At 39.8% G+C, this 17,183-nt stretch carries 14 protein-coding genes and 1 tRNA gene; 8 read left to right on the top strand and 7 right to left on the bottom strand.

Annotated elements, in window-relative coordinates:
- Positions 1–3: 3 nt before the first annotated feature.
- Together glpB and glpA are read right to left on the bottom strand one after the other, a co-directional pair.
- Complete coding sequence (gene glpB, locus AAX15_RS07785) at positions 4–1,302, bottom strand: glycerol-3-phosphate dehydrogenase subunit GlpB (RefSeq protein ID WP_046939926.1); 1,299 nt, start codon at positions 1,300–1,302, stop codon at positions 4–6.
- Positions 1,292–2,983: an anaerobic glycerol-3-phosphate dehydrogenase subunit A gene (glpA, locus tag AAX15_RS07780; RefSeq protein ID WP_005638406.1), complete on the bottom strand. Its 1,692-nt coding sequence runs from the start codon at positions 2,981–2,983 to the stop codon at positions 1,292–1,294. Before glpA ends, glpB begins: the two co-directional genes overlap by 11 nt.
- Before the next feature lie 293 nt (positions 2,984–3,276).
- Here glpA and glpT point away from each other — a divergent pair, with 293 nt between their 5' ends.
- The 4 genes from glpT (at position 3,277) to glpK (ending at position 8,475) form a co-directional block, all read left to right on the top strand.
- Positions 3,277–4,719, top strand: coding sequence for a glycerol-3-phosphate transporter (glpT, locus tag AAX15_RS07775; protein WP_046939923.1), 1,443 nt, complete (start codon positions 3,277–3,279; stop codon positions 4,717–4,719).
- A gap of 103 nt (positions 4,720–4,822) precedes the next feature.
- On the top strand, positions 4,823–5,917 hold the full coding sequence (glpQ, locus tag AAX15_RS07770) for a glycerophosphodiester phosphodiesterase (protein WP_046939921.1): 1,095 nt from the start codon (positions 4,823–4,825) through the stop codon (positions 5,915–5,917).
- A 231-nt stretch (positions 5,918–6,148) separates the two neighbouring features.
- A complete protein-coding gene (locus tag AAX15_RS07765; protein WP_046939919.1) occupies positions 6,149–6,943 on the top strand; it encodes an MIP/aquaporin family protein in 795 nt (264 codons plus the stop codon).
- Positions 6,944–6,963: 20 nt separating this feature from the next.
- Entirely contained in the window at positions 6,964–8,475 is a 1,512-nt protein-coding gene (gene glpK, locus AAX15_RS07760) for a glycerol kinase GlpK (protein ID WP_046939917.1), read from the top strand.
- A gap of 83 nt (positions 8,476–8,558) precedes the next feature.
- Here the strand turns inward: glpK and gpt are convergent, their stop codons facing one another.
- Positions 8,559–9,026, bottom strand: a complete 468-nt coding sequence (gene gpt, locus AAX15_RS07755) for a xanthine phosphoribosyltransferase (RefSeq protein WP_005632242.1) — start codon at positions 9,024–9,026, stop codon at positions 8,559–8,561.
- Positions 9,027–9,132: 106 nt separating this feature from the next.
- On the opposite strand from gpt, the gene pepD reads away from it, so the two are divergent.
- Positions 9,133–10,587, top strand: coding sequence for an aminoacyl-histidine dipeptidase (gene pepD / locus AAX15_RS07750; RefSeq protein WP_046939915.1), 1,455 nt, complete (start codon positions 9,133–9,135; stop codon positions 10,585–10,587).
- Between the two features lie 109 nt (positions 10,588–10,696).
- Here pepD and AAX15_RS07745 read toward each other — a convergent pair.
- Positions 10,697–10,791, bottom strand: a tRNA-Sec gene (locus AAX15_RS07745).
- 70 nt (positions 10,792–10,861) lie between these two features.
- On the opposite strand from AAX15_RS07745, the gene selA reads away from it, so the two are divergent.
- The 3 genes from selA to AAX15_RS07730 are packed head-to-tail and all read left to right on the top strand — an operon-like array spanning position 10,862 to position 14,985.
- Positions 10,862–12,247 (top strand): L-seryl-tRNA(Sec) selenium transferase, encoded by a 1,386-nt coding sequence (gene selA / locus AAX15_RS07740; RefSeq protein WP_046939913.1) that lies wholly within the window; start codon positions 10,862–10,864, stop codon positions 12,245–12,247.
- Positions 12,244–14,103, top strand: a complete 1,860-nt coding sequence (gene selB, locus AAX15_RS07735; protein WP_046939911.1) for a selenocysteine-specific translation elongation factor — start codon at positions 12,244–12,246, stop codon at positions 14,101–14,103. Before selA ends, selB begins: the two co-directional genes overlap by 4 nt.
- A gap of 18 nt (positions 14,104–14,121) precedes the next feature.
- The gene (locus tag AAX15_RS07730) at positions 14,122–14,985 is read left to right on the top strand and encodes a DUF3298 domain-containing protein (RefSeq protein WP_046939909.1); all 864 of its coding nucleotides are present in this window, start codon (positions 14,122–14,124) and stop codon (positions 14,983–14,985) included.
- A gap of 44 nt (positions 14,986–15,029) precedes the next feature.
- On the opposite strand, the gene AAX15_RS07725 is transcribed toward AAX15_RS07730, so the two are convergent.
- From AAX15_RS07725 to AAX15_RS07715, 3 genes are all read right to left on the bottom strand, one after another.
- Complete coding sequence (locus AAX15_RS07725; protein ID WP_046939906.1) at positions 15,030–15,458, bottom strand: F0F1 ATP synthase subunit epsilon; 429 nt, start codon at positions 15,456–15,458, stop codon at positions 15,030–15,032.
- Between the two features lie 30 nt (positions 15,459–15,488).
- Positions 15,489–16,862 (bottom strand): F0F1 ATP synthase subunit beta, encoded by a 1,374-nt coding sequence (gene atpD / locus AAX15_RS07720; protein WP_005629235.1) that lies wholly within the window; start codon positions 16,860–16,862, stop codon positions 15,489–15,491.
- A 16-nt stretch (positions 16,863–16,878) separates the two neighbouring features.
- Positions 16,879–17,183 (bottom strand): F0F1 ATP synthase subunit gamma (locus AAX15_RS07715; protein ID WP_046939904.1); only part of this gene is annotated, 305 nt, incomplete at its 5' end.

Genomic DNA, 17,183 nt, shown 5'->3' with positions numbered 1-17,183 from the left:
CCCTTATTTTGCCAAGATTTCATCAGCAACCGCCAAGGCAGTTACAACTGCGACACCCGAACCACAACCAAGCTCAAGGGCATTAAACCCACCAATCACATTACCGACGGCATATAAATTCGTTAAATATTGACCGCTCTTTTGCACTTGGCATTGAGCATTAATTGCCACACCAGCAGATTGATAAGGTTGTGGATGAGCAAAACGATGAGCAGTCCAAGTAAAACGATCTTTATCGTTAAACCCTTCAACACCGATAATATCGGATTCAAAAACCGGCTCATAAATTTTATCGAATTCAGAAATGAGTCCTTTACTGAAGAAACTGCCTGAAGCTAGTACGAAGTTATCTGCAGTAATTTCTTCATCTTCGAGCAAGCGAGTGTTGACACAACGCACTTGGTTTCCTTCAAATGTTGCACTCAATGCACTATCACCGTTAATCATTAAACCACCAAGGGATTCAAATTTACGGCGTAATTGAATACGCTGGCGCATACCGAGTAATGATGGTGGCAACGTTGGCAATTCAAATAATGCGAGCTTAGTTGCCTCACGAAGTGCGGTCATAAATTCTTGGTTTTCTAAACCAAAACAAGCCGGTAAAAATACGGCATCTGCACCTTGCGCTGATTCAATAATTTCTTTAACAAGATCATTAAACGCAAGTTTGTGCTCTAGAAGTTGAGAGATGTTTACACTGCGGAACTCACGAGCATTTTTACGAAGCTCGTCTAATTGTGGAATATTTAAGAAACCACTAGTCACCTCACAATGCTCAAATTGTGGGTTTAACACTAAATTCGCCGCTAAAAGTTGAGGTTGAAAATCGTGATAACCTTCGATACCAAGCACCGCAATACGTTTATGCGGAAAACGTTCATTACCTTGTACAGTTGGCACACTATTTGGTGAAAGCCACGCACCACGTAAACTACCTAAGCCTGTTACACGCCAATGGTTCTTTTCCGTAGAACCAATTAAATCAAGATTTAATTCATTAGCTAAACGTTCAAAATCTTGCGCTTTAGCAAGCACTTTCTCTGTGCCCAATAAGCTATAAGGGTGAGCAGGTAATTCATTGCGAAGTGCGGTGATATTTTCTTTTAAATTTTCTACCGCGCGACCTTCTCCATTTGGCGTTGATGGCATACGGCTTAATAAATCTAAAGAGCCGGATGCAAAATCAATGGCTGCTTGACCGTTGTTGATTATCACGCAACGTTTGCCGCGTTGTTGAAGGGCGATGCCACAGGTTAAACCCGCTAAACCACCGCCAATAATGGCTACATCAAAATTCATTGCTATCCGTCCCTTGTTGTGCTTGTTCATCAAGCGGTTTCACATCATTTAAACCTAATACGCTACCATACATCCAAGATGTAAATTCGGCTTCGCGAATCGCTTCACCCCAAGCAATCGGCTCAATACCACGCCAGCGTTCTTCCATAAAAGCAGAAAGTTGAGTGGTTGATTGAGTTGGTGTTGCCACCTCAAAACGGTTCATTAAGCCTGCAGCACGACATGCACACAGTTCAGCTTGGCAAGTACCCATACCAACACGAGTACGGCGGCGTAAATCCACAATGTTATTTACACCCAATTCATCAATCGCGTAGCGCACTTCGCCCGCCGTCACCGCTTCACATTCGCAAACCATTGAACGATCTAAACGTTCTTTTTCAAGCAAACGAGTAGCACGTGAACCATGACGATACACAGCAGAATAACGAATAGTACTTGGTAATGAAATGACTTTTTGATTGGTCTCTTGACGGCTTTCAGTAGAGCCTGGCAAAGGTTGCTCCGCAGTGACACAACGAGCCGTTTTATTAAGTTTTTTACAAACAAGGTCGGTCGCCCATTCAGCCATTAAACGATAAGTCATTAACTTACCGCCAGTGATAGTAATAAAACCATCTAAGCCATCGCGTTCTGCATGGTCAAGTAGAACAATACCACGACTCACATTACGACCTGATGGATCATCATCACTCGCAACTAATGGACGCACCCCAGCATAAGCACGTAATACGCGAGTATGACGCAAGCTCGGGGCAAGTTTTTCACCTTCACGGAAAAGAATATCCACTTCTTCTGGCGTTACTTGCATATTATCGATCTGATCATAAGGAACACGACTTGACGTTGTACCAATAACACAAATTGTGTCGCCTGGAACTAGAATATCCGCATCAGCTGGTTTACGGCAGCGGTTAATGACAAGTTTATTAATACGATGGCCCATTACGAGCAATGCGCCTTTCGCAGGGAACATTTTGATTTTGAGATCGGCATATTCCGCAATCCCTTGTCCCCAAATACCACCAGCATTCACAACAAGCGGTGCAAAAAATTGGCGTTCTCTACGATTTTTGTGATCGAACACATTCACACCAATCACTTTTCCACCTTCACGAATCAAATTTTTTACTTCGCAATAAGTGAACATTTTTGCGCCGTTTTCTGTCGCATCCATCATATTAGAGGCAGTTAAACGGAATGGGTCAATAGAACCATCTGGCACAACAACAGCGCCCACTAAATCTGGGTTTACAGAAGGCTCCATAATTTTAGCTAAGTCAGGATCAATGGCTTGCGCATCAATTCCAGATTTTGCACAACTCTCAAGGAAGGTTTTTTGATAGTCGAGAGAATCTTCAGGTAACGTGATAAATAAGCCTTCCGTTTCATCTACGCAATGACGCGCAATTTTGCGCAAAATGCGGTTTTCTTTAATACATTCTTCAGCAGATTCTTGGTCGTTCACGGCATAACGTGCGCCACTGTGTAATAATCCGTGGTTACGTCCTGTCGCCCCCGTTGCTATGTCTCTACGTTCCAATAAAATACAATCAATGCCACGAAGTGCACAGTCACGCGCAATACCAGCACCCGTTGCGCCACCACCGATAATAATGACATCAGTACTGAGTGGCGAAAAATCTCCAACATCTTTGTACATGCTAGGCGATAATCCCATGTTTACCCCCAATTCCCAAAATTTAACAAAAAAGTAATATAAAAATCACAGGCATTGTAGAGAAGTGCGACCAAATTAACAACATTTTGAGCGCAAAAGAAAACAATTTTGTGATACCGATCACAATAATTTTCGCATTCGCTCAAATGGTGTAAAAATTTTGTGAAACACTTCACATTTTTTACTTTTTTTACTTCCTTATTTTTTATTTTCTTTTATCATGCGCCCATCCCTTACTGTCTAATAAAGGGTGAATAAAACTTACACATAATTAAAAGTTGGAGAAAAAAATTATGTTTGGACCATTCAAACCCGCTCCGCATATTGCGGAACTTCCAGCGGAAAAAATTGATTCCACGTATAAACGCTTACGTTGGCAAGTATTCGCAGGGATCTTCTTTGGTTATGCCGCATACTATTTCGTGCGTGCAAACTTTGACTTAGCACAACCTGGTTTAATTCAAGCTGGTCTTTATACAAAAGCTGAGCTTGGTGTAATCGGTTCTGCTGCTGGCCTTGCTTACGGTTTATCAAAATTCGTAATGGCTGGTATGTCTGACCGTTCTAACCCACGTGTATTCCTACCATTTGGTTTATTACTATCTGGTTTATGTATGACCTTAATGGGTCTATTCCCATGGGCAACCTCTGGCATCGCTATCATGTGGGCGATGATCTTCTTAAATGGTTGGTTCCAAGGTATGGGATGGCCTCCATGTGGCCGTACTATGGTGCACTGGTGGTCTAAATCTGAACGCGGTACTATCGTGTCAATTTGGAATACTGCGCACAATATCGGTGGTATGATGCCTGGTGCAATGGTGCTATTAGCAAGTGCCGTCTTCTTCAGCACTCATGGTATCGAAGCACAAGCAAAAGACATTTGGCAACAATCCCTATACTATCCGGGTATTGCAGCAATGATCTGTGCAATTCCAGTTTACTTCGTGATGCGTGATACTCCACAATCTTGTGGTTTACCATCTATCGAAAAATGGCGTAATGACTACCCTGATGACTATAACGAAAAAACTTACGAAAACGATTTAAGCACAAAAGAAATCTTCGTTACTTATGTATTGAAAAACAAATTGTTATGGTACATCGCACTTGCTAACGTGTTCGTATATTTAATCCGCTACGGTGTATTAAAATGGTCTCCAGTTTATTTGAGCGAAGTAAAACACTTCAACATCAAAGGTACCGCATGGGCGTATACAATCTATGAATTAGCAGCGGTTCCAGGTACATTATTATGTGGTTGGGTATCAGATAAAGTATTCAAAGGTAAACGTGGCTTAACTGGTTTCATCTTCATGATCTTAACAACTGCAGCGGTTGTTGCGTACTGGATGAACCCAGCTACACCAGAAGCTGAATTAGCGAACTACAGCGCATGGTATCAAAACCCATACCAATTAACTGACTTCATTTTAATGACTTTAATCGGTTTCTTAATCTATGGTCCTGTAATGTTAATCGGTTTGCATGCTCTTGAGTTAGCACCGAAAAAAGCAGCAGGTACTGCAGCAGGCTTCACCGGTTTATTTGGTTACTTAGGTGGTACAGTTTCTGCATCAGCAGTTATCGGTTGGGCTGCTCAACATTACGGATGGGACGGTGGTTTCTACGTAATGATCGGCGGTGGCGTATTAGCGGTGTTATTACTCTTAATCGTAATGGTTGAAGAAGGAAAACATAAGGCTAAATTAGGCGATACTTACGGTACTAAATAATTAGCTTAAAAAAGGCGACAGGCAAATTGCTTAGTCGCCTTTTTTGTAACTAAAATCTAAAAAACCCATAAAAATTTACCGCACTCTTAAGGAGAAAATACTTATGAAACTTAAAACTTTAGCGCTTTCTTTATTAGCAGCTGGCGTGCTAGCAGGTTGCAGCAGCCATTCATCAAGCATGGCAAACACCCAAATGAAATCAGACAAAATCATTATTGCTCACCGTGGTGCTAGCGGTTATTTACCAGAGCATACTTTAGAATCTAAAGCACTTGCGTTTGCACAACATGCTGATTATTTAGAGCAAGATTTAGCCATGACTAAAGATGGTCGTTTAGTGGTTATTCACGATCACTTTTTAGATGGCTTGACTGATGTAGCGAAAAAATTCCCACATCGTCACCGTAAAGATGGTCGTTACTATGTCATCGACTTTACCTTAAAAGAAATTCAAAGTTTAGAAATGACTGAAAACTTTGAAACCAAAGATGGCAAACAAGCACAAGTTTATCCTGGCCGTTTCCCACTTTGGAAATCACACTTCAGAATTCACACTTTTGAAGATGAAATTGAATTTATCCAAGGCTTAGAAAAATCGACTGGCAAAAAAGTAGGGATTTATCCAGAAATCAAAGCACCTTGGTTCCACCATCAAAATGGCAAAGATATTGCCGCTGAAACGCTCAAAGTGTTGAAAAAATATGGTTATGATAAGAAAACCGATATGGTTTACTTACAAACTTTCGACTTTAATGAGTTAAAACGTATCAAAACAGAATTACTTCCAAAAATGGGCATGGATTTGAAATTAGTTCAATTAGTGGCTTATACAGATTGGAAAGAAACGCAAGAAAAAGATGCGAAAGGTAAATGGGTAAACTACGATTACGATTGGATGTTTAAACCAGGTGCAATGGCAGAAGTGGTGAAATATGCTGATGGTGTTGGTCCAGGTTGGTATATGTTAGTAGATAAAGAAAAATCTAAACCAGGCAATATTGTATACACACCATTAGTAAAAGAGCTTGCTCAATACAAAGTTGAACTTCATCCATATACAGTGCGTAAAGACGCATTGCCAGAATTCTTCACAGATGTAAATCAAATGTACGATGCATTATTGAATAAATCAGGTGCAACAGGCGTATTTACTGATTTCCCAGATACTGGCGTGGAATTCTTAAAAGGGAAAAAATAATATCCCTCACAACCGTGGGTAAACATACCCACGGTTAACTAGGTTTCTATATCGTAGAAGCTAACAATCTACTCTAACAGAGTAACATCATAATCAATCTAGGTGTTCTAACCTAGAATTCAAATAAGGAGGCTATTTCAAAACACTCCGTATTCTTTTTTAATAGATTCTTCTTCCCTTTTATTTAGGGAAAACACCCTTCATTTCAACCGCACTTCTAAGGAGTGATCTATGGATAAATCATTAAAAGCGAACTGTATCGGCGAGTTTTTAGGTACAGCCTTATTGATTTTCTTTGGTGTGGGCTGCGTTGCAGCACTAAAAGTAGCAGGCGCTAGTTTTGGCTTGTGGGAAATCAGCATTATGTGGGGGATGGGCGTTGCACTTGCAGTATATGCAACAGCTGGTTTATCTGGTGCACATCTAAACCCAGCAGTAACCATTGCCCTTTGGAAATTTGCTTGCTTTGACGGCAAAAAAGTAATTCCTTACATCATTTCACAAATGCTCGGCGCATTCTTTGCTACAGCATTAGTTTATGCCTTATACCGTAATGTTTTTATCGATTATGAAACAGCCCACAACATTGTTCGTGGTACACAAGAAAGTTTAAGCCTTGCGGGTACATTCTCCACTTATCCTCATCCAAGTTTAAGCATTGGTGGAGCCTTTGCTGTGGAATTTGTGATTACTGCAATTCTTATGGCATTAATTATGGCATTAACTGACGATGGAAACGGTGTACCTCGTGGTCCACTTGCCCCATTATTAATTGGTGTATTAATCGCAGTTCTTGGTGGTGCTATGGGCCCTTTAACAGGTTTTGCCATGAATCCAGCACGTGACTTCGGACCAAAATTCTTTGCTTATCTCGCTGGCTGGGGCGAACTCGCTTTAACTGGCGGACGCGAAATCCCTTATTTTATCGTTCCAATGGTTGCACCCGTTTTAGGCGCATTAGCTGGTGCATGGTTATACAAAAAAGCAATTGGCGGCAATTTACCTTGTAATTGCGGCTGCGAATAATTATTTGAAGGAGTAATACTATGACAGACAAAAAATACATCATTGCATTAGACCAAGGTACAACAAGCTCTCGCGCAGTATTATTAGATCATAATGCGAATGTGGTTGAAATTGCACAACGTGAATTTACCCAAATCTACCCTCGTGCAGGCTGGGTAGAACATAACCCAATGGAAATTTGGGCAACTCAAAGCTCAACCTTAAACGAAGTCGTTGCCAAAGCAGGCATTACATCTGATGAAATTGCCGCTATCGGTATCACCAACCAACGTGAAACCACCATTGTATGGGAAAAAGCAACAGGTACGCCTGTTTACAACGCTATCGTATGGCAATGCCGCCGTACAGCAGACATTACCGATAAATTAAAGGCCGATGGTCATGAGGAATACATTCGTAATACCACTGGCTTAGTGGTTGACCCTTACTTCTCTGGTACAAAAGTAAAATGGATTTTGGATAACGTTGAAGGTGCTCGAGAAAAAGCAGAACGTGGCGAATTATTATTTGGTACCGTTGATACTTGGCTTGTATGGAAACTGACTCAAGGCCGAGTGCACGTAACCGATTACACCAATGCATCTCGTACCATGTTATTCAACATTCATACCAAACAATGGGACAACAAGATGCTTGAAATCTTGAATATTCCACGTTCAATGTTACCTGAAGTACGCAACTCTTCTGAAATTTACGGCCAAACCAATATCGGTGGTAAAGGCGGTGTTCGTATTCCTGTTGCAGGGATTGCAGGTGACCAACAAGCAGCTCTTTACGGACATCTTTGCGTACATGCTGGACAAGCTAAAAACACTTATGGCACAGGCTGCTTTATGTTACTCCACACAGGTAACAAAGCCATTACATCAAAAAATGGACTACTCACAACCATAGCTTGTAATGCAAAAGGCGAACCAGAATATGCCTTAGAAGGCTCTGTATTTATCGCGGGTGCATCAATCCAATGGCTCCGTGATGAACTCAAAATTCTTCACGATAGCTTTGACTCTGAATACTTCGCACAAAAAGTGACTGATAGTAATGGCGTATATGTTGTTCCTGCTTTCACGGGTTTAGGTGCACCATATTGGGATCCATATGCGCGCGGTGCGATTTTTGGTCTTTCTCGCGGCGCAAACCGTAATCATATTGTTCGTGCAACCTTAGAATCTATTGCTTACCAAACCCGTGATGTCTTAGAGGCTATGCAATCAGATTCGGGTGAACGCCTACAATATCTCCGTGTGGATGGTGGCGCGACAAACAATAACTTCTTAATGCAATTCCAAGCAGACATTTTAGATGTAAATGTGGAACGCCCTGTAGTGAAAGAAGTAACCGCGTTAGGTGCCGCTTATCTTGCTGGTTTAGCAACAGGCTTCTGGAAAGATTTAGACGAGCTTCGTGATAAAGCCCGTGTAGAACGCACATTCAGTCCAGACAGCAACAATGACAAACGCGAACGTCGCTACAAAGGTTGGAAAAAAGCAGTTAAACGCTCATTAGAATGGGCAAAAGAAGATGAAGAATAATTTATAAATTAATTCTCATACAAAAAGAGCGGTCAAAACTTCTTTTATTTTGACCGCTCTTTTATTCTGTATCTGTATAAAAATTATTTTCTAGATAGAGGTGGAACAAAGGTTAAACCTAAATCCCAAGGTTGCTCAATCCAAGTATTTTGTGGAATATCAATCACGTAATCATCCACTAATTCCGCACCTGCAGGTTTTGCAAATACAGTCACAAATTTTGCATTAGGGTACATTTGACGAATTGCACGCGCCGTATTACCCGTATCAACTAAATCGTCTACCACGATAAACCCTTCACCACCATTTGGTACTTGAGCTGCATGAAGAACTTGTAATTCACCTTGATTGTTATGATCGTGATAACTTGCGATACAAACAGTCTCAATATGGCGAAGGCCTAACTCGCGAGCCAAAACAGCTGCTGGAAATAAACCACCACGGCTCACCGCAATAATACCTTTCCATTGAGAAGCCGGAAGTAAACGTTCAGATAATTTACGGGCATGCATTTGGAACATATCCCAAGTCACCACATATTTTTCGCTCATAATTGCACCTTAGAAATTTATCGATAAATAAAAATTGCGTAAGGATAACCCGAAATGGCGTTTTATGCTATTATTTCATGAAATTTTTCAGTAAAAAGGAGTGACTATGTCTGAAATTACAACACTTAAACCAGCATTACTGTGGAAATGGTTCAATCAAATCTGTGCAATTCCTCACCCTTCTCATCATGAAGATGCGTTAGCTAACTTTATTGTAAATTGGGCGAAAGAAAAGAATTTTTTTGTTGAACGCGATGAAGTGGGGAATGTCCTCATTCGTAAACCCGCTACGAAAGGAATGGAAAATCATACACCTGTTGTTCTACAAGCGCACTTAGATATGGTGCCACAGGCTAATGAAGGCAATCCACATGATTTTACCAAAGATCCTATTCAACCTTATATTGACGGGGAATGGGTGAAAGCACGAGGCACAACACTAGGATCTGACAATGGTATCGGTTTAGCCTCTACTTTAGCGGTGTTAGAAAGCAATGATTTAGCTTATCCACCTCTTGAAGTGCTTTTAACAATGACGGAAGAAACGGGGATGGATGGCGCAAAAGGCTTACGTCATAACTGGTTACAATCGGAAATTTTAATCAATACAGATACCGAAGAAATTGGCGAAATTTACATTGGTTGTGCGGGTGGAATTAACGCAAACTTTGAAATTCCAGTTCAATATGAAACCAATACGTTTGAACACTGTGCACAAATCACCCTTAAAGGTTTACGTGGCGGCCACTCTGGCGGCGATATCCATACAGGGCGGGCAAATGCAATCAAAGTGTTAGCACGAGTATTAGCAAAACTCTCTCAAAATGAACCGCACTTTGCTCTTTCTGAAATTCGTGGTGGCTCAATTCGTAATGCAATACCTCGAGAAGCTGTAGCCGTATTAGCCTTTAATGGTGATGTAAAAGCCATAGAAAGTGCGGTAGAAAATCTAGCGGTTGTTCTTAAAGAAGAATTAGCAATTGCAGAACCTAATTTGACACTTTTTGTAGAATCAGCAGAAAAAGCCCCTGCCGTATTCACCGCACAAAGCACTCAAACAGTAATTAACACACTCAACGTATTGCCAAATGGTGTAATCCGCAATAGTGATGTAGTTAAAAATGTTGTAGAAAGCTCATTAAGCGTTGGCGTATTGAAAACAGAAGGTAATGTTGTAAAAAGCACCATTTTAGTTCGTTCATTAATTGAAAGCGGTAAATATTACGTAACAGAAATGCTTAGCTCACTTGCAATCTTAGCAAATGCAAAAGTTGAGTTTTCTGCACCTTATCCGGGCTGGAAACCTGTAAATGACTCAACTATCTTAGACGTTACTCGCAAACATTATGCTGAAGTGCTAGGCGAGCAACCTGTAGTGAAAGTCATTCACGCAGGATTAGAATGTGGTCTTTTAAAAGAACATTATCCACACATAGAAATGATTTCTATCGGGCCAACAATCCGAAATGCTCACTCACCAGATGAGAAAGTGGAAATTGCAACGGTGCAAACCTATTGGGATTTATTGACGAGAGTATTAGCAGACATTCCTGCAAAGTAATCCAGTATTAATCAAAAAGGGCGGTCAAAATTAAAAACGGTTTTGACCGCTTTTATTTTTATAAAAAATAGAAATGATAAAAATGAAATATTGAAGAAATATACAGAATTGGCGGAGGGGAATGGGAGTCGAACCCACCCAAGAACGCTGGCGTCCTCAACAGGATTTGAAATCCTGCCACCTCACCGGAGATGACGCCCCTCCGTGGTTGAAATTGTAGTTACTTTAGCGTAAATTAATCGGCAATTCAACGTTATTTTAAACGGATTCAAAAATGACCGCACTTTTTCAACAACTTCCTTCCGTTGACAAAATTCTCAAAACACCTCAAGGCTTACAACTTATTACCGAATTTGGTCACACTGCAGTCGTGGAAACATGTCGAGAATTATTAACGCAAGCTCGTCAATTTATTCAAAAAAATAATCAACTTCCTGAATATTTTTCTAATTTTGACCGCACTTTTGTAGAAATTCATTCTCGCCTACAAAAACAAAACCAAGTACAAATCAAAGCGGTGCATAATCTGACGGGTACTGTATTACACACAAATCTTGGACGAGCACTTTGGTCTGAAGCAGCACAACAGGCTGCGCTTTCTGCGATTCAGAAAAATGTTTCGCTTGAATATGATTTAAATGAAGGTAAGCGTAGTCATCGCGATAATTACATCAGTGAATTATTATGCAAACTCACTGGCGCTGAAGCAGCCTGTATAGTGAATAACAACGCCGCTGCGGTATTGTTAATGCTGGCAACCTTTGCTCAAGGCAAAGAAGTAATTATTTCTCGTGGCGAATTAATTGAAATCGGCGGTGCATTTCGTATTCCAGATATTATGGAACAAGCTGGATGCCATTTAGTGGAAGTGGGCACCACTAATCGTACCCATCTGAAAGATTATCGTAATGCTATCACTGAAAATACGGCTTTTTTAATGAAAGTGCATAGCAGCAATTATCAAATTTGTGGTTTTACTTCTTCTGTTTCAGAAGAAGAGCTTACGGAACTAGGCCGAGAAATGAATGTGCCTGTTGTAACTGATTTAGGCAGCGGCGCATTAGTTGATTTAAGCCTATATAGCCTACCAAAAGAACCGACCGTGCAAGAAAAAGTCGCACAAAGTGTAGATTTGGTCTCTTTCTCTGGAGATAAATTACTTGGTGGCGTGCAAGCAGGCATTATTGTGGGTAAAAAAGAATGGATCGAACAATTACAAGCACATCCTCTCAAGCGTGCATTACGTTGCGATAAAGTCATTTTAGCAGGCTTAGAAGCCACTTTACGTTTATATTTAAATCCTGAAAAATTAACTGAAAAGTTACCAACTTTGCGCTTACTCACGCAATCATTAGAACAACTCAAAATAAATGCTACGCGTCTAAAAGAGCGATTAGAATCTCGCTTAAATTCACAATTTGATATTCAAATTGAAGATAGCCAAGCACAAATCGGCAGTGGCTCACAACCAATGGAAAGAATCCCTTCCGTGGCTGTTACTATTGCAGAAAAAACAAACATAAAACTTTCCGCACTTTCAGCTCGTTTTAAACAACTTTCTCAACCTATTATTGGGCGAATGGAAAACGGAAAAATTTGGCTAGACTTACGTAGCCTTGCGGATATTGAAACATTATTAAATACATTGGACGAACTATGATTATTGTTACTTCAGGTCACGTTGATCACGGCAAAACAGCATTATTAAAAGCATTAACTGGCACAAGTACCGCGCATTTACCAGAAGAAAAAAAACGCGGAATGACCATTGATTTGGGGTATGCCTATCTACCTTTAGAAAACAAAGTTCTTGGCTTTATTGATGTGCCAGGACACGAGAAATTCTTGTCAAATATGCTGGCGGGTTTAGGTGGTGTGCATTATGCAATGTTAATTGTCGCGGCAGATGAAGGTGTTGCTGCGCAAACGAAAGAACATTTAGCGATATTACGCCAACTTCAATTCCACGAAATTATTGTTGTCATCACAAAAGCAGATCGTACAAATTCAGAGCAAATTGAATCGTTAATCCAAGCAATTAAACAAGATTATAGTTTTTTACGCGATGCTAACTACTTCGTTACCTCAGCAGAAACGAAACAAGGCATCAGTGAATTACGTCATTACTTAGCTAATCTACCTGAATTGGCTGATACCCAGAAACCATTCCGCTACGCAATAGACCGAGTATTCAGCGTAAAAGGGGCGGGTACCGTCGTGACAGGCACAGCCTTTTCAGGAACAGTGAAAGTCAACGATGAACTTTACCTTTCTACTGGACAGAAAGTTCGTGTAAAAGCAATTCACGCACAAAATACATCAAGCGAACAAGGTATTGCGGGGCAACGTTTAGCGTTAAATTTAAATGCTGATTTAGACCGCACACCAATGAAACGAGGCGATTGGTTATTGCAAGATGAACCTCTCTCACCAACAGATCGCATCAGTGTACAAATTTTGGCTGAAGTACCATTAAATGAAAGCCAACCTGTGCATATTTATCACGGAGCGAGTCGCACTACGGGTAAGCTCACCTTATTACAGGGAAAAAATGCCGCAAAAAATGACCGCACTTTGGCTGAAATCATATTCGATTCACCATTATTCTTGGCTTTCGGAGACAAACTTATTTTACGCAGTGGCGATACAAAAACCTTAATTGCCGGCGCACGAGTGTTGGAAATTAACTCGCCAAAACGTCATAAACGTACTGAAGTGCGGTTAAATTTCTTAGCCAATTTAGCATTGGCAGAGAATTCTTCTCAACGTATTGCGCTTACCCTTCAATACAATGCGACAACAGCGCGCCAATTAATGTGGACGGAACAACTGACTTCCTTGCAATTAGATAAAGCACTCGCCGAGCGGGACGCCGTACGCTATCAAGATTGGTGTTTTAATACTAATTACGTACAAGAAAAAACGCAGCAAATTTTAACCGCGCTTGATACTTATCACGAGCAACATAATGATCAACTTGGTGTAAGTAAAGCCAGATTATATCGAATGGCGACATTGAATCAGCCAGAAAATCTAATTCATCATTTTATCGATGAAATGCTTGATGATGGACGATTACAACAAACGCGTGGCTGGATTCATCTACCAGAGCATAAAATTCAGTTTAATACTGAAGAAAAATCACGTTGGACAGATGTATTAAATGAGTTTGAAAAAGCAAACGGTCAAGCAATTTGGGTGCGAGATATGGCAAATGCGCTCGCTATTGATGAATCAATTATGCGTAATTTTATGTATAAAGCTGGAAAACTGGGTTACCTCACGCCAATCGTGAAAGATAGATTTTTCTTAACTGAAACCATCTATGCTTATGCAAGGCTCATCAAACAAATAGCTGAAGAAAAAGGAAAAGTTTCAGTAAATGAAGTACGTGATAAATTGAATTTCGGGCGCAAACTTACCGTTCAACTGATGGAATATTTCGACCGAATGGGATTTTTGCGTCGCAAAGGCAATGACCATATTCTACGCGATAAGAATGTTTTTGATTTATGATTTAAAAAGGAAAAGAGTATGAAAAAAACGCTCGTTGCTACATTAATTAGTTCTGTCATATTACTCACAGGCTGCCAAGATAAAGATACTGAAGCAAAAATAAAACAACTAAATCAAACAGTAGCACAACTCACTACTGAAAATACCAAATTAAAAGAGCAAATAGAAAAAACAGTCCCAGCAATTTTTGTGGAAAATGATGAAATATTTAATCAATCTGAAATTATTAAACATCCTAAATCAAAAGAAGATTACCAGCCTGAAGAAACCAAAATTGAGTATTCAATTTCAACAATAAAAACCAATATTGATTGGCTTAATGATCTATTGTGGAAAAAATTGACTGAAAATGAAGAAATGAAAAATATTTCTCGCGAACAATTTATAGCACGTTATCAAGCAGCTTTTGAGGAAGACAAAAAAGAAGTAAAAGAAACACCATCTCTTGGTATTTCTCATTCCATGTGGACAGATTTTATTGCACAAAAAGAAAAACTTGCAACCTTTGCTATTAGTTTTTATGACTATGAAGGTGGTGCTCATGGGATAGAAGGTAATCGCTATTTCACGATTGATCTAACTACACGCCATATTTTGACATTAAATGATTTATTTAATGAAAAAGATTTACCGAAAGTAAAAACGCTTTTATGGGAACAATATAATAATAGCAATAAGGAATATGAACCTGTTATTGGAGCCGATAGTTTTAATTTATCAAACAATATTTACTTAGATTCAAGAGGTGTACATTTTATTTACGATGTCTATGAGATCGCCCCTTACGCAGCAGGAGAGCAGGATTTGTTTCTCTATTTTGGGCAACTAGAAGAATTATTTAAAGCAGAATTTAAGCGAAGTGACTATGTAAAATTTCTTTAAGGAAACAAACAAAAAGTGCGGTGAAAATTCACCGCACTTTTTTATTACCGTCTTGTTTTCAAGAGTTTTTCAGTCAATTCATAAGCTCGAAGTTTTGCTAACTCTTTAGAAAGTTTCGCAACCAGTAAATCATGATCTACATCTGATGCATGAGATACAATGTTTTCTTCAGCTTTACGTTTTGCTTCGCGAATACGATCTGCATCTAATTCACTACCACGGATAGCAACATCTGCTAGTACCGTAACAATATTTGGTTGAACCTCTAAAAAACCACCGGAAACATAGATAACTTCTTCATTTCCATCTTGAAGGATAAATTTAACAATCCCTGGCTTAATTGCCGTTAGCAATGGTGTGTGTCCAGGGAGAATTCCTAATTCTCCCTCAACACCTGTTGCTTGGATCTGTTTCACTTCACCTTCAAAGATTTTTCGCTCTGCGCTTACTATTGTTAAATTAAATGTCGCCATTTTTGTTCTCCTTCAAATGACTTGAAGTGATTACATATTTTTGGCTTTTTCTAGCGCTTCATCGATTGAACCTACCATATAGAACGCTTGTTCTGGGATATGGTCGTAATCACCGCTTAAAATACCTTTAAAGCCGCGAATGGTTTCTTTTAATGGAACATATTTACCAGGAGTACCGTTAAATACTTCAGCAACGAAGAACGGTTGTGATAAGAAACGTTCAATTTTACGTGCACGTGCTACCACTAATTTATCTTCTTCAGATAATTCGTCCATACCAAGAATTGCGATAATATCTTTCAATTCTTTATAACGTTGTAAAATACCTTGTACACCACGAGCAATATCATAATGTTCTTGACCAACAACAAGTGGATCTAACTGACGTGAAGTTGAATCTAATGGATCAACCGCAGGGTAGATACCTAAAGATGCAATTTGACGACTTAATACAACTGTTGAGTCTAAGTGTGCGAAAGTGGTTGCTGGAGATGGGTCAGTTAAGTCATCCGCAGGTACATATACCGCTTGTACAGAGGTAATAGAACCTGTTTTAGTTGATGTAATACGTTCTTGTAACACACCCATTTCTTCAGCTAAGGTTGGTTGGTAACCTACCGCTGATGGCATACGACCTAATAACGCAGATACTTCCGTACCAGCAAGGGTATAACGATAGATATTATCCACAAAGAATAATACATCTCGACCTTCATCACGGAATTTTTCTGCCATGGTTAAACCAGTTAACGCAACACGTAAACGGTTACCTGGTGGCTCATTCATCTGACCATAAACCAAAGATACTTTATCTAATACGTTAGAATCTTTCATTTCATGATAGAAGTCGTTACCTTCACGAGTACGTTCACCTACACCCGCAAATACGGAGTAACCTGAGTGTTCGATCGCGATGTTACGAATTAATTCCATCATGTTTACGGTTTTACCTACACCCGCACCACCGAATAAACCAACTTTACCACCTTTAGCAAATGGACAAATTAAGTCGATAACTTTGATACCAGTTTCTAATAATTCCGTACTGTTTGATTGTTCTTCATAGCTTGGCGCAGAACGGTGGATAGCCCAACGCTCTTCTTCACCGATTGGACCTTGTTCGTCAATTGGTTCACCCAATACATTCATAATACGACCAAGGGTTTTTGTGCCTACCGGTACTTGAATCGGATCATTCGTGTTTTCTACTTTTAAACCACGTTTTAAACCGTCAGAAGCACCTAATGCGATACAACGTACCACACCGCCACCTAATTGTTGTTGCACCTCAAGTGTTAAACCTGATTCAACTTTTAATGCATCGTAAACTTTTGGCACTGCATCTTGTGGAAATTCAACGTCAATCACCGCACCGATGATTTGTACAATTTTTCCTGCTGACATTACCGTTCCTCTTTTCTTAAATCGCTGCCGCACCGGCTACGATTTCATTCAATTCATTTGTGATACTTGCTTGACGAGCTTTGTTATACACCAACCGCAGATCATTAATTAAATTACCTGCATTATCAGTTGCTGCTTTCATTGCTACCATTCGAGCCGCTTGTTCTGAAGCTAAATTATCTACAACCGCTTGATAAATTTGGGATTCTAAATAACGAACTAAAAGACTATCTAATAGTACTTTTGGTTCTGGCTCATAAAGATAATCCCAAGTCTGTTGTCTTTCATTTAAATGATCGTCTTTAGATTCTGGTAAAGGAA

The organism is Haemophilus haemolyticus (assembly GCF_001008275.1).
Taxonomy (GTDB): domain Bacteria; phylum Pseudomonadota; class Gammaproteobacteria; order Enterobacterales; family Pasteurellaceae; genus Haemophilus; species Haemophilus haemolyticus_P.
Note: the sequence above shows the minus strand (reverse complement) of the source record. Positions and strands in the feature narration are given on the sequence as shown.

Coding starts and splice junctions, on each gene's coding strand:
- glpB (WP_046939926.1), bottom strand. CDS start 1,302: ATGAATTTTGATGTAGCCATTATTGGCGGTGGTTTAGCGGGTTTAACC.
- glpA (WP_005638406.1), bottom strand. CDS start 2,983: ATGGGATTATCGCCTAGCATGTACAAAGATGTTGGAGATTTTTCGCCA.
- glpT (WP_046939923.1), top strand. CDS start 3,277: ATGTTTGGACCATTCAAACCCGCTCCGCATATTGCGGAACTTCCAGCG.
- glpQ (WP_046939921.1), top strand. CDS start 4,823: ATGAAACTTAAAACTTTAGCGCTTTCTTTATTAGCAGCTGGCGTGCTA.
- AAX15_RS07765 (WP_046939919.1), top strand. CDS start 6,149: ATGGATAAATCATTAAAAGCGAACTGTATCGGCGAGTTTTTAGGTACA.
- glpK (WP_046939917.1), top strand. CDS start 6,964: ATGACAGACAAAAAATACATCATTGCATTAGACCAAGGTACAACAAGC.
- gpt (WP_005632242.1), bottom strand. CDS start 9,026: ATGAGCGAAAAATATGTGGTGACTTGGGATATGTTCCAAATGCATGCC.
- pepD (WP_046939915.1), top strand. CDS start 9,133: ATGTCTGAAATTACAACACTTAAACCAGCATTACTGTGGAAATGGTTC.
- selA (WP_046939913.1), top strand. CDS start 10,862: ATGACCGCACTTTTTCAACAACTTCCTTCCGTTGACAAAATTCTCAAA.
- selB (WP_046939911.1), top strand. CDS start 12,244: ATGATTATTGTTACTTCAGGTCACGTTGATCACGGCAAAACAGCATTA.
- AAX15_RS07730 (WP_046939909.1), top strand. CDS start 14,122: ATGAAAAAAACGCTCGTTGCTACATTAATTAGTTCTGTCATATTACTC.
- AAX15_RS07725 (WP_046939906.1), bottom strand. CDS start 15,458: ATGGCGACATTTAATTTAACAATAGTAAGCGCAGAGCGAAAAATCTTT.
- atpD (WP_005629235.1), bottom strand. CDS start 16,862: ATGTCAGCAGGAAAAATTGTACAAATCATCGGTGCGGTGATTGACGTT.